Here is a 12,660-nt window from a genome sequence, read left to right as displayed (position 1 = left end):
TTTATCAGTTGCCGGCGACTTGGTCAGTTCTTCCAGCGACGCATCTTCTGGTCCATCAGTTTTTTCTGTACTGCGCCCTTGAAGCGGCTCCCGGCGTCGTCGGGCACGCGGATCATTCCCTCCTGGGCCACGGTTGCAACAAGGTCCCCGACCCGGTTGTAGATCTTACCCAGCGCCAGCCCCCGTGCCCCCGAGGCGCTCGGCGATGCCTGAACGTACAGCAGCCACTCGTCGACACTGACCGGACGATGCCACCACATGGCGTGGTCGAGGCTTGCCACGCTCATTCCCGGTTGTATCCAGGTGAGCCCGTGCGGACGCAGGATCGATTCGAGCAGGGTGTAATCACTCGCGTACGCCAGGGCGGCCTGATGCATCGCCGGATCTGCGGGCATAGAGCCGAACGTCTTCATCCAGACCGCGTTGACCGGCTCCCTGGAACCGGAGTTCTCGACATAGAGGGGAGAGTCGATATGGCGGATGTCGAAAGGGCGGTCATAAGCCCACGCCTGCGCGACCGGATGATCGAACCGGCCCAGCAGATCCGCCGTGGAGGGCAGCGACTCCGGATCGGGAAGGTCTGCCGGCATGGCTTCCTGATGGGTGATCCCTTCGTCCGGCTGCTGGAAGGACGCGATCATGGACAGGATGGGGACGCCGTTCTGGTAAGCATGAACCCTCCGCGCCGAGAATGAGCGCCCGTCACGCAGCCGCTGCACGCCGAAAGTGATAGGAAGATCGGCATCACCGGCCCTGAGGAAGTAGCCGTGCATCGAGTGCACGGAACGCACCGGTTCCACGGTTCGACTTGCGGCAATCAACGCCTGCGCGAGTACCTGCCCTCCGAAAACCCGCTTGCCCGGCTGTTTCACCGGCGTCGCGACGTAGATCTCCTCATCCGTCTGGGCTCCGGCGGCACTGTCCAGGTCGAGGAGGCTGACGAGGGCGGCGGTGGGATCCTGCACAGGTTGCGCGGACATGGTGATGATTGGCTCCTTGTATTGCGGGGGCGGTGTCCCCTGGACGGCTCCGTGCTCATCCGGCGAAGCGCCGTCAGGGGAACCATGACCGACATTAGACTGCGCGGCTTGCGGCCTCAACCGGCCGGTGCCTGCGCCGCACTATCCGACAGCAACCGCTGTAATGCCCTGGACATTACGCAAATGGAAGCGGCGGGTGGGCAGGTGAGAGTATTGCACCATGTCCCAATCCTCCACGATGGCCCGAGAACTGACCGTTGCCGAACGACAGGTGATGCTGGACCTGCGCACCTATGTCGGTCGCGCCCGCGCCGCCCAGGACGGCGCTGTGCGGCTTCAGGCGGTCGGGGAGGTCCTTGCTGCGTACGTATGCATCCTCGCGCCGCGGGTCCTCGGGGAGGCCACGCCCACCGTGCTTGGGCTGCGGACCATGCCGCTGCGCGAACCTGCGCGGCTCGACACAACGGTGGCGCTTGCCTCGGTGTCGGACCGCCTGGCACACATGGGGGAGAACGACGTCGTCCTGCCGGTTCCGCCCACGACTGTCACCGAGATCTGGGCAGGGGTCCTGCCGCCGCGGTCAGGCTGGCAGCCGCAGGGCACAATTCCATCGAACCAATTGCTCGCCGCGGCATCGGACGGGATCAGGGAAGTTGCTGAGTCCGTGCCGCAGTCGCCGGGAGCTATCGTCGTCAACAATGCCCGCGGAATCATCTGGGCCCGGCCGATTGAAGGATCCCCGGCGGACCTGCCGGCTGGCGCCGCGTTCGGAGCTTTCGCTCTCGGGTTCCTGGTACCGGGCGAGCAGGCCGGTGTTTACACAAATGGCCGCTGGACGCGGCTCAGCACCGGGAGCGGGCATGTCCTGGTCCGTCAGGCTGCTGTTCTCTGAGCGTCAACAGCCGCGGAACTGGTCAGGCAGAGTTGACCATGGAGTGCGCAGCCCGTTCAAGGTAGTCCCACAGCGTTGACTCATGCAGGGGTGAGAGCTCAAGGGAATCGACCGCGTCCCGCATATGCACCAGCCAGCGGTCACGAGCCGCCGGCGTCACCCGGAACGGCTGGTGGCGCATCCGCAGGCGGGGATGGCCGCGTGTCTCGCCGTACGTTCTCGGGCCTCCCCAGTACTGCTCCAGGAAGAGCAGGAGGCGCTCCTTGGCGGGACCCAGGTCCTCCTCCGGGTACATGGGGCGCAGTAGTTCATCCGATGCCACACCGTCGTAAAAGGCATCGACCAGGCGGACGAATGTTTCGTGTCCGCCAACGGCTTCGTAGAAGTTGTCCGTGTAGGAAGGCTGGTCGAACCGCGGACCCACCGGCGTCAAACGCGCGATGGGTTCACCGAATCGGGACGGGATGGGGATGGGGCCGGGTGTTTCACTGCTCATTGGCTTTTTTCCATTTTTTCGTCGTCTGTCGCGGGAGGCACGTAATTCCCCTGGGATCTGTTGCCTACCTTCATGATGTCACCGTTACGGATGTACCAGATTGCTCCGTTCTCATCCACCATGCGGGTTATCCGTAGTCCGACCGACTGCACGACCCCCACGGTGTCGCCCACTTCGATGACATCCCCGATGCCGTACTGATCCTCGATGGTGATGAAGAATCCGAGGAAAGCATCCCGGATTACTTCCCGCGCGCCGAAGCCAATGGCTATACCGACGATCCCCACGCTTGCGAGGATAGGGCCGATATTGACTCCGAGCTGCTCAATCGCGGTCATGAATGCGACGAGCGCGATCGTTACCGCCGTAGCACTGCGCAGGAGCGCCCCAATGGTTTCAGCCCGCTGTATACGGCGCTTGTGATCCAGCGTCCGCAACACCGGCTGCGCCCACCGAAAATGCGGTTTCTTGAACATGTCATACCCGTTCTGCACGCGCTGAACCATACGGTTGATCAGCACACGCAGGATCAGCCATAGCACGAGGGCGGCCAGCAGGATCAGCGTGGCAGCGATGATGTTGCCGCCGTAACCGAGCTGGTCAAGGAACTGCATGGGGACACCTTTCATTGGAGCCGCTCGCGTGCCGGGGGGTTCACGGTACGTCGGGGCAGCTCAAGATTACCGTCGCAGGCTGGGCGCAGACGCATTCTTGCCCTGGGCGGTTGCCTCTCCCGGAACCTGGATCAGGCTGTGGTCATAGCATGAGGAGGCTCGGCAAGCGGCCCTGCGTTACCGCCGACCGTCACAACGGGCTCGTGCAGGACGGGAAAGTTGACCGACCGGCCGATGAAGCAGGCCGCAGCAGCCTCGCTGTGGATTGACTGCGCCGTGCGCTTGGACTTCTTGTCCGTGATCGTGACACGCGGCCGGAGCGTAACGCTGGTGAACTGGCCGCTGCCGTCAGGGTTGAGCCGCATCGTGCCTTCGGCGGCGTCCTCGTAGGCGGTCACGGTGATGTTGTTTTTCACGGCCATGTGCAGATAGGACATCATGTGGCACTGCGAGAGTGCGGCGAGGAGGAGCTGCTCCGGGTTCCAGCGGTCGGGATTGCCATGAAAAGTCGGGTCCGCCGACCCTAGGATTACCGGCACGCCGGGTGAGGACACCTCGTGGTCCCGGGAGTAGGAGCGGTACGTGGCTGTACCTTCGCCGCGGTTTCCGGTCCACACCACACTGACACGATAGTGATGCTCAGAGAGGTTCATAGGCACAAAGTACACCCGTTGGCCCGGAAGCGCAGGTGTGCAGCTTCCGGGCCTGCGGGTGGGCTGCTATTTGTCTGCTGCCTGAGCCCGGAGGGCCCTGGCTACGCCGTCGCGGTTCTCCAGGGTGAGCCGGCGGAGGGAAGCCATGTCCGAATCAAGCGTGGCCAGGAAGTCATCGGTCGCGTCCAGGGTGGCCCGCGTTGTCAGGCGGGAGGGATAGAGCCCAACGATGATCTGCTGGGCGATCTCATGTGTGCGGTCCGCCCAGATTTCCTTGGCCGCGGCGAAGTACTTCGCCGCGAAGGGCTCCAGAAGGGCCGTGTCGTGGACGCGCGTGAATCCGGCAATCGCTGAGCGCTGGGCAGCGTTCGGCATATCCGAGCGTTCGACGACGGCCGCCCACGCCTCTTGCTTGGCCTCGGCCGTGGGAATTGCGGCCTTGGCCTGCGCGGCAGCCAGGGCGCCCGTGGCGGTAGCATCCCGTTCGAGCTCGGCATCGATGTCCTGCTGAGTCTTCCGGCCGCCGACCACGAGACTGGTCAATAGCTCCCAACGCAGGTCAGCATCGACTGTGAGTCCTTCCGGTGCATCGGAACCATCAAAAATCTTCTCGACGATGTCCAGCTGGGGACCCGTCTGCGCATGGACAGCAAATGCCTTCACGAACTGCAGCTGCGAGTCGGAGCCGGCGTCAGCGCCTTCCACCAACTCCCAAAGGCTGTCCGCTGCAGCTATCTCCATAGCCTGGCGATCTTCGGGATCTACGTAGAACGTCAACGTGGTCGCGAGTTGCCGCAGGAGTACCAGGACCACGGAGGAGTCGGACTCCGAGGCGATGTTCTGCAGAATCAGCTCAACGTAGTTGCGTGCAGGCGTTTCACCATCCCTGGCGGCATCCCATGCGGAAGCCCACACCAGGGTGCGCGGCAGGGAAGCACTGAAGTCCTTCAGATGACGGGTAGCGGTGCGCAGCGACCGGTCATCGAGGCGAATCTTGGCGTAGGCGAGGTCATCGTCATTGAGGAGCACCAGGTCAGGCCGCTGCATGCCGACCAGTTCCTCGACATCCGTGCGTTCGCCCGCAACATCAAGCTCCACCCGGTGGGAGCGCTCAAGCTGCCCATCCTCTGTCAGGTCGTAGAAACCGATCGCCAAGCGGTGTGAACGGATCGTCGGATACTCGGCAACAGCGGATTGGAGGACGGCGAACGAGGTGATGGCGCCGTCGTCGTCCCATTCGATCTCCGGGCGGAGGGTGTTCACGCCGGCTGTCTCCAGCCACTGAGCCGACCACTCCGTGAGGTCGCGGCCGCTCGCTCTTTCCAGCTCGACGAGAAGGTCGGAGAGCTCGGTGTTGGACCAGGCATGCTTGCCGAAGTATTCGCGTACGCCCTCCATGAACTTGTCCTGGCCTACCCAGGCCACCAACTGCTTGAGGACGGAAGCGCCCTTCGCGTAGGTGATCCCGTCGAAGTTGACCTGCACATCCTCCAGATCATTGATCGGCGCCACGATGGGGTGCGTGGAGGGGAGCTGGTCCTGACGGTACGCCCAGGCCTTCTCGAGGGATGCGAACGTGGTCCACGACTGCGTGAACTTCGTCGCTTCTGCAGAGGCAAGGGTGGACATGAATTCTGCGAAGGATTCATTCAACCAGAGGTCGTTCCACCAGCGCATGGTGACCAGGTCTCCGAACCACATGTGCGCCAGTTCGTGCAGGATGGTGATCGCCCGGCGCTCGACGGTTGCCTCTGTGACCCGCGAGCGGAAGACGTAGCTCTCCAGGAAGGTCACTGCGCCGGCGTTTTCCATCGCTCCGGCGTTGAACTCGGGGACGAACAGCTGATCGTACTTCTCGAACGGGTAGGGCGTGCCGAATTGGGCTTCGAAGAACTCGAAGCCCTGCCGGGTCAATTCGAATACGTTCTCAGCGTCGAGGTGCTGCATGAGCGATCTGCGGGCGAACACGCCCAACGGGATGGTGCGTCCATCCGAGCTTGTCAGCTCGCTGCGCACGGACTGGTACGGCCCCGCGATCAGCGCAGTGACGTAGGAGGAGAGCACCGGCGTTGGTTCGAATGCCCAGGTGGAGCTGGTGCTGCCGTCGTCCGCTGAGCTCGCAGCGACGGGCTGGGGAGTGGGGGAGTTGGAGATGACATCCCAGTGCGACGGCGCTGTCACGGTGAAGCGGAATGTCGCCTTCAGGTCCGGCTGCTCAAAGACGGCGAAGACGCGGCGGGAGTCCGGGACCTCGAACTGGGTGTATAGGTAGACCTCGTTGTCGACGGGATCGACAAAGCGGTGCAGCCCCTCGCCGGTATTCATGTAAAGCATGTCCGCATCGACAACCAGCTCGTTGGAGGCCGCAAGATTATCCAGACGGATCCGGATGCCGTCGGCGACGGACCCGACGTCCAGGTCCACACCGTTGAGTGTCACACGGTGGACGGAGTCGGTGACGGCGTCAATGAAGGTGGAAGAACCCTGCTCGGCGTCGAAGGACACCACGGTTGTCGATCGGAACACCGAGTCGCCGCGGGTCAGATCGAGGTTGATGGCGTAGCTGTGGACGCTGACTGTGGCCGCGCGTTGGCGTGCTTCGTCCCGCGTCAGGTTCATTCCTGGCAAGGTAGTGCCTCCGGGAGTTGGGAGTGGACGTACCGCGGTTACACGGTGTGACCCACCATACGCAGAACTGCGCACCTTCGGGAAACGAGCTCAACCTGTTCCCAAGGTCCTTTCCTTACCGTTGCAGCAGCACGACAGCCGTGCAACGTCCCGCCACCTGCGGCGGCATGCCATGCGGCTGTCCGGACTGCATAGGAGAGTGAACATGTCCCCGAGATGGAGCAGTGCGAGGGCTACCGCAATTGCGTCAGCTCTTGCGATCGGTGGTAGCGCCGTCGTTGCGACGCCGGCGCTCGCCGCACCGGGTGACGCGGCCGCGTCAGCGGTGAATATGGAGCTCTCGCTGGAGCTCCTGGGCGCGAACCTTCTGGACGTTGACGCAATTGCGGCAGCGGACGGTCCGCCCGCAGAGACGGTGATTCCCGACCTCTCAGCCCATGTCGGTGCGCTGACAGGTGCGAGCGTGGCAGGTGCCGCGGAGCTGTCCACCACCTCCGGTGCAGCGGGAACAACCAGCTCCGCTTTGGTCGAGGACCTCTCTGTGTCGGTGCTCGGTGTTCAAGCGGTTGAGGCTAAGGAGGTGTCATCCTCAGCGGATTGTCTGCCCGGTGCCCTTCCTATAGCGGAAACGGATTCCCAGGACGTAGCCGTGCTCGGAACACCGGTCGATCTGGCCGAGATTCCGGCGGAAGGTCTGCAGGTGTCCACCCCCGCAACCGTTCCGGGGATGACCAGCGCCGAAATCCTCGCGAAGGTACGGCCCGGAATTACCACCCGGTATGCGTCATCAGCGAAAGCTACAGGGGTCACCGTCAACCTCACACTCAAGGGGACCGTTCCCGGCGTTGGGATGGTCGCGGCGATCTGGTTGGGCAACGTCACCATCGGTGACGTGAGCTGCGAGCACCTGGCCGCGCCGCCGGCACCAACGGCACAGGAACTGGTGCCCGCCAACGGTGTGAGCACCGGTGGGGACACCGTAACCCTTCGCGGCTCCGGCTTTACGGCGGATACAACCGTGACTGTCGGCGAGAACGCAGCTACCGACGTCGTCGTTCTCTCGGACAGTGAACTCACCTTCACAACTCCGGCCAATCCTGCCGGCACGGCGATGGTGACGGCGACAACCCTCTCCGGAACTACAGGCGGTCTTGAGTTCACCTACAACGAACCTGCGCCGGAGGAACCCGTGGTCGAGGAGATCGATCCGGATGAGACGGCAGCGACTGGCGGTGAGGAGATTTGGGTCTTCGGTTCAGGCTTCGCCAGGGACCGGACAAGCGTCACCGTGGGTCAGACGGTCATATCGGCCTCGGACGTCGACGTGTTGAACACGGGCACACTCATCGTCACGGCACCGGCGCACGCGGCCGGACCGGTACCGCTCAGCGTGACCACTCCTGTCGGCACCAGCGGCACAATCGACCTGAACTACGTTGCGGTAGCTGTGCCTCCGACTATCTCCTCCATCACCCCCGAGTCTGGTCCACTCACCGGGAACACGGTGGTGACGCTGAAGGGCACAGGCTTTGTGCCGGCGGCAACCATGGTGACCATGGATACCTCCTCGTTCCTGGACGACGACGTCACGGTCGTTTCCGATACGGAACTCTCCTTCACTGTTCCGGCAGGCACAGCAGGGCCGGTGAACATCGATGTCACAACAGCGGCGGGCACCTCCAACCAGGTGGTCTACACCTACACGGAGCCTGTGATCCCGTCGGCACCGACAGCGACAGCGCTGTCACCGACCTCGGGGCCGGCCGAAGGCGGAACGCTGGTGACCGTTGTCGGAGACGGCTTCATGACAGGGGAGACCTCCGTGACAGTGGGAGGAGTAAACGTCCCTGTGGAGAGCGTCAAGGTCGCCTCGGCCACGGAACTCTCGTTCACCACTCCCGCCCATGCGGCAGGCAGCGCCGACGTCGTGGTTTCGACCCCGAACGGAGGCTCGGGAACGCTGAGCTTCACCTATTTGGCCGCTCCTCCGCCGCCCGCCGGTATGGGAGGACATGACTTCTCGGGTGACGGGAAGGCTGATGTGCTGGCTCGTGATCGGGATGGGCGGTTGTGGCTCTATGAGGGCAACGGTTCCGGTGGTTGGCTGAAGCGGGTTCAGGTCGGTTCGGGTTGGAACACGATGACCGCCATCCTCGCTCCGGGTGACTTCTCGGGTGACGGGAAGGCTGATGTGCTGGCTCGTGATCGGGATGGGCGGTTGTGGCTCTATGAGGGCAACGGTTCCGGCGGTTGGCTGAAGCGGGTTCAGGCCGGATCCGGTTGGAACGGCATGACGAGCATCGTCGGTCCCGGTGACTTCTCGGGTGACGGGAAGGCTGATGTGCTGGCCCGTGATCGGGATGGGCGGCTGTGGCTCTATGAGGGCAACGGTTCCGGCGGTTGGCTGAAGCGGGTTCAGGCCGGATCCGGTTGGAACGGCATGACGAGCATCGTCGGTCCCGGTGACTTCTCCGGTGACGGGAAGGCTGATGTGCTGGCCCGTGATCGCGATGGGCGGCTGTGGCTCTATGAGGGCAACGGTTCCGGCGGTTGGCTGAAGCGGGTTCAGGCCGGATCCGGTTGGAACGGCATGACGAGCATCGTCGGTCCCGGTGACTTCTCCGGTGACGGAAAGGCTGATGTGCTGGCCCGTGATCGCGATGGGCGGCTGTGGCTCTATGAGGGCAACGGTTCCGGCGGTTGGCTGAAGAGAATCCAGGTCGGCTCCAGCTGGAACGGCATGACCAGCATTCTCTGAACGGACCCGCACTACCTCCGACGAGGAGGGCCTCCCGTGTCCTACACGACATGAGAGGCCCTCCTCAGTGCGCGGCGAGCGGCTTGAGCTGCGTCACCCGGCTCAAGGTATTCCTAGCCTCACCCCGCCACAGTGGTCCCGGGGCATGTTGCTATCCGCCCTACCTGGCAGCGGGTCTCGTTAGCTGGGGGACTCGGAACCATCAGGGAGACACAAACATGAAATCGGACGGTACACATACCGCTGCGGGCCCAACCCCGCGCACACGCAGGATATGGAGGGGGACCGGTGTTACTGCCTCGGCGGTTGTGCTCCTCTCCACATTTGGTCCGCCTCCGCTTGCGGGGGCTCTGCCCCAGCCCGCCGCTGTACTTCCCGCCGCTGTTGCAACCGGCCCGCAGGGAAGTGTGGGCCCGGTCAATCCGGATACCGGCTACCCCTACTGGTATGGGGACAACAATGGCCTTCGGCTGGAGCTGTGCATTGACGTAGCTTCGGTCTGCCCGGTGGTTGGGGAAGCCTACAATCCGGCACTGCCGTTGGAGATGCCTGGAAACTTCCCGGAGGAGTCCTTCTGGTGGTCCGGTGAAGCGTCACTGCTGTTGCCGAACGGTGAAGAGGCCCGCCTCATCATGGCCACGGAAGCAGCGTTCGGAGGTGCCGGCGACGTGGCGCAGGGTCAGCAAAACGCATTCGCACGCATGCGCATCCGCATGGAGGGCATGACACCGAACGCGACCTATACGGCGACGACGCCGTATGGCGTGTTCGAAGTCACAGCAGACGATCGTGGGCGGGTCCGTTTTACTGAGGACCTTGGATGCCTGCAGCAGCCGTGCGACTGGACTGAGCCGCTGAGCGGAAAGGTCGGTCCGTTCCTTCGGTGGGACTCCACCTTGCCCGCTGCACCGGCCGGGTCCATCGGCGACCCCAACATCGAGCACACCGTTACGGGGAGCCCGTTCGATACGAACTTCTTCCGTATTGAAGGACCGGGTATCGCGACCCCGGTGGAAACGAATCTCTTCGCGGTGCAGGGCAAAATCGCCACCGTACGTGCCGGCGTGGACAAGCCAGGCGGCACCTACAATCAGGCGCTGACAGTCAACATTCAGGCGTCGTTCCCGGACGAGGCGAAGATTGTCTACACGACCGACGGCACAGACCCTGTGGTCGCTGAGGACGGTACGGTAACCACCGGAACGGAATGGGAACCGACCGCGGGCGATAACGACGTGGCCCCGGTAGAGCTTGCCGCCCCAGGCACCACCGTACTGAAGTACTTGGCGGTCAGCTTGACGGACCCGGCCCAGCGAACTGGGATTCAGAGCGAGACCTACGAGCTGGACGCTACCAGCCCCTGGATTGACGCATCGCCGGACGCATCCTTGCCCTCTCACGCCGGTCCCCAGCAGGTAACCCTGACCGGGACTACGCAGTCGGGTGCCGCTGCGCGAATCTACTACACGCTCGATGGATCCGAACCGACGTATGACGAAGGCCCCACCGGATCGACGATGCAGTACGACGGAGATCCCATCCTGATCGGCAGCACCACTCTGATCCGTGCAGTCTCCGTTGACGAAACGGGGAAGGCAGGTGAGATCCGCGACTTCCGGTACGTCATTCACAACCTGAAGGCCATCGGTCCGGTTGTTCCGGGCGGCCACGGGTACCCGTCATGGGTCGAGGACAACGGATGGGCAGCACGGGAGGGCGTGGAAGCACAGGAACCAGTTCAGCTCGACCTGTGCCTGGACGATCCGCTGTGCCCCATCATCGAAGAGTTGCCTTTCCCGCTCGATCCGATGGAGTTCCCAAGGAACTTCCCCGGTGAATCATTCTGGTGGGCCGCAGAGGCATTCCTGCCGGTTGACGGAGAAGAGGTCCGGCTGACGCTCGCCCTTGAAGCGGCGTTCACCGGTGAGGGAGCCGCTGCGGGCGACGAAGTCGCTTTCGGTCGCATCCGGGTACGCGGCGACGAGGTGTTCGAGTTCGGTTCAACCTACGAGATCACGCATCCCTATGGAAAGTTCCTGGTCGAAGCCGATGACACAGGTAGCCTCCGCTACACGGAAGACCTCGGCAGCATGAACGGCAACGGAGACTTCACACCGTTGCTCGTAGCGAAGATCGGGCCTTTCCTGCGGTGGACTGAGGGAGCTCCAGAGGGCTACCTCGGTGACGGCAGCACGCCTCACGCCGTCATGGGCAGCCCTTACGACACCAACTTCTTTGAGATCCGGAAGGTTCGCGACACCTTGGGCGAACCGGTGAACATTTCCCTGGGAAAGACGACCGACTTTGTAGTCCAGGGCCGCACGGTCGGCGCTACGCCACCGGAAGCGCCGGTTGTCGAGGTAAGTACTCCGGGAGGAACATTCAACACGGCGCAGACCGTCACACTGACTGCTACTCCGGAAACAGCGCAGATCCTTTTCACCACCGACGGCACTGATCCCGAAGTTGATAACGGCACCCCGTACACCGTGCCGATCGAGATCGGCACGGAGGGAACCACCGTTCTCAGGTTCATCGCCGTGAACCAGGGCGTGCCTTCGGACATTGCCACCGAAACCTACACGCTCGACCTGACGGTCCCGGAGCTGACAACGACGACGCCGGGCGGCACCTTCACCGCGGCGACGACGGCAACCCTCGCCGCAAGCGAGGACGCAGTCATTCGGTTCACGACTGACGGAACCGAACCCACTGTGGCCAGCGCCCTGTACACCGGGCCGATTGCCATCCCTCAGACAACCACGCTTCGCGCGATTGCAGTCGACGCGGCCGGCAACGTCAGTGCGCTCGGACAGTGGGAGTTCGTGATCAAGGCCCCGGCGGGGGGCGGGGGCCACGACTTCTCCGGCGACGGGAAAGTGGACGTCCTCGCGCGCGACAGGGACGGCCGGCTCTGGCTATATGCCGGTAACGGTTCCGGCAGCTGGCAGCCGCGAACACAGGTCGGTTCGGGGTGGAACACCATGACGACCATCCTCACCCCGGGCGACTTCAACGGTGACAAGAAGGCAGACGTCTTGGCTCGTGACTCTTCGGGCAGGCTGTGGCTGTACCCGGGTGACGGTTCCGGCGGGTGGTTGAGCAGGACGCAGGCCGGTTCGGGTTGGAACACGATGACCAGCATCGTTGGTCCGGGTGACTTCAATGGTGACGGGAAGGTCGATGTTCTGGCTCGTGACTCTTCGGGCAGGCTGTGGCTGTACCCGGGTAACGGTTCCGGCGGGTGGTTGAGCAGGACGCAGGCCGGTTCGGGTTGGAACACGATGACCAGCATCGTTGGTCCGGGTGACTTCAATGGTGACGGGAAGGTCGATGTTCTGGTTCGTGACTCTTCGGGCAGGCTGTGGCTGTACCCGGGTGACGGTTCCGGCGGGTGGTTGAGCAGGACGCAGGCCGGTTCGGGTTGGAACACGATGACCAGCATCGTTGGTCCGGGTGACTTCAATGGTGACGGGAAGGTCGATGTTCTGGCTCGTGACTCTTCGGGCAGGCTGTGGCTGTACCCAGGCAACGGCACCGGCGGGTGGCTGACGAGGACTCTGATCGGCACCGGCTGGAACGGTATGACCAGCATCCTCTAATCAGGACGGGGTGACCGCTCCGGAGCAGACAGGAAAG

At 63.5% G+C, this 12,660-nt stretch carries 8 protein-coding genes; 3 read left to right on the top strand and 5 right to left on the bottom strand.

Annotated elements, in window-relative coordinates:
* Positions 1-23: 23 nt before the first annotated feature.
* Positions 24-980, bottom strand: a complete 957-nt coding sequence (locus AC4D2M_RS10580) for an acyl-CoA thioesterase (RefSeq protein WP_490891732.1) — start codon at positions 978-980, stop codon at positions 24-26.
* A gap of 220 nt (positions 981-1,200) precedes the next feature.
* On the opposite strand from AC4D2M_RS10580, the gene AC4D2M_RS10575 reads away from it, so the two are divergent.
* Positions 1,201-1,872 carry a DUF8185 domain-containing protein gene (locus tag AC4D2M_RS10575; protein ID WP_490891731.1) on the top strand — a complete coding sequence of 224 codons (672 nt, stop codon included), beginning with the start codon at positions 1,201-1,203 and terminating at the stop codon, positions 1,870-1,872.
* A 22-nt stretch (positions 1,873-1,894) separates the two neighbouring features.
* Here AC4D2M_RS10575 and AC4D2M_RS10570 read toward each other — a convergent pair whose 3' ends face one another.
* The 4 genes from AC4D2M_RS10570 to pepN form a co-directional block, all read right to left on the bottom strand.
* Positions 1,895-2,368 carry a globin gene (locus AC4D2M_RS10570; RefSeq protein WP_490891730.1) on the bottom strand — a complete coding sequence of 158 codons (474 nt, stop codon included), beginning with the start codon at positions 2,366-2,368 and terminating at the stop codon, positions 1,895-1,897.
* Positions 2,365-2,982, bottom strand: coding sequence for a mechanosensitive ion channel family protein (locus AC4D2M_RS10565; RefSeq protein WP_490891729.1), 618 nt, complete (start codon positions 2,980-2,982; stop codon positions 2,365-2,367). Before AC4D2M_RS10565 ends, AC4D2M_RS10570 begins: the two co-directional genes overlap by 4 nt.
* Before the next feature lie 131 nt (positions 2,983-3,113).
* Positions 3,114-3,635, bottom strand: a complete 522-nt coding sequence (locus AC4D2M_RS10560) for an OsmC family protein (protein ID WP_490891728.1) — start codon at positions 3,633-3,635, stop codon at positions 3,114-3,116.
* Between the two features lie 66 nt (positions 3,636-3,701).
* On the bottom strand, positions 3,702-6,254 hold the full coding sequence (pepN, locus tag AC4D2M_RS10555; protein WP_490891727.1) for an aminopeptidase N: 2,553 nt from the start codon (positions 6,252-6,254) through the stop codon (positions 3,702-3,704).
* Between the two features lie 214 nt (positions 6,255-6,468).
* On the opposite strand from pepN, the gene AC4D2M_RS10550 reads away from it, so the two are divergent.
* Positions 6,469-9,021: an IPT/TIG domain-containing protein gene (locus AC4D2M_RS10550; protein WP_490891726.1), complete on the top strand. Its 2,553-nt coding sequence runs from the start codon at positions 6,469-6,471 to the stop codon at positions 9,019-9,021.
* Positions 9,022-9,239: 218 nt separating this feature from the next.
* The gene (locus AC4D2M_RS10545; RefSeq protein ID WP_490891725.1) at positions 9,240-12,623 is read left to right on the top strand and encodes a chitobiase/beta-hexosaminidase C-terminal domain-containing protein; all 3,384 of its coding nucleotides are present in this window, start codon (positions 9,240-9,242) and stop codon (positions 12,621-12,623) included.
* Positions 12,624-12,660: the final 37 nt, after the last annotated feature.

It is taken from the genome of Arthrobacter sp. TJ-270 (assembly GCF_058269075.1).
Note: the sequence above shows the minus strand (reverse complement) of the source record. Positions and strands in the feature narration are given on the sequence as shown.

Bases quoted from the DNA above. Each gene is read 5' to 3' on its own strand.
- AC4D2M_RS10545 (WP_490891725.1), top strand. From the start codon at position 9,240: ATGAAATCGGACGGTACACATACCGCTGCGGGCCCAACCCCGCGCACA.
- AC4D2M_RS10560 (WP_490891728.1), bottom strand. From the start codon at position 3,635: ATGAACCTCTCTGAGCATCACTATCGTGTCAGTGTGGTGTGGACCGGA.
- AC4D2M_RS10570 (WP_490891730.1), bottom strand. From the start codon at position 2,368: ATGAGCAGTGAAACACCCGGCCCCATCCCCATCCCGTCCCGATTCGGT.
- AC4D2M_RS10550 (WP_490891726.1), top strand. From the start codon at position 6,469: ATGTCCCCGAGATGGAGCAGTGCGAGGGCTACCGCAATTGCGTCAGCT.
- AC4D2M_RS10565 (WP_490891729.1), bottom strand. From the start codon at position 2,982: ATGCAGTTCCTTGACCAGCTCGGTTACGGCGGCAACATCATCGCTGCC.
- pepN (WP_490891727.1), bottom strand. From the start codon at position 6,254: ATGAACCTGACGCGGGACGAAGCACGCCAACGCGCGGCCACAGTCAGC.
- AC4D2M_RS10580 (WP_490891732.1), bottom strand. From the start codon at position 980: ATGTCCGCGCAACCTGTGCAGGATCCCACCGCCGCCCTCGTCAGCCTC.
- AC4D2M_RS10575 (WP_490891731.1), top strand. From the start codon at position 1,201: ATGTCCCAATCCTCCACGATGGCCCGAGAACTGACCGTTGCCGAACGA.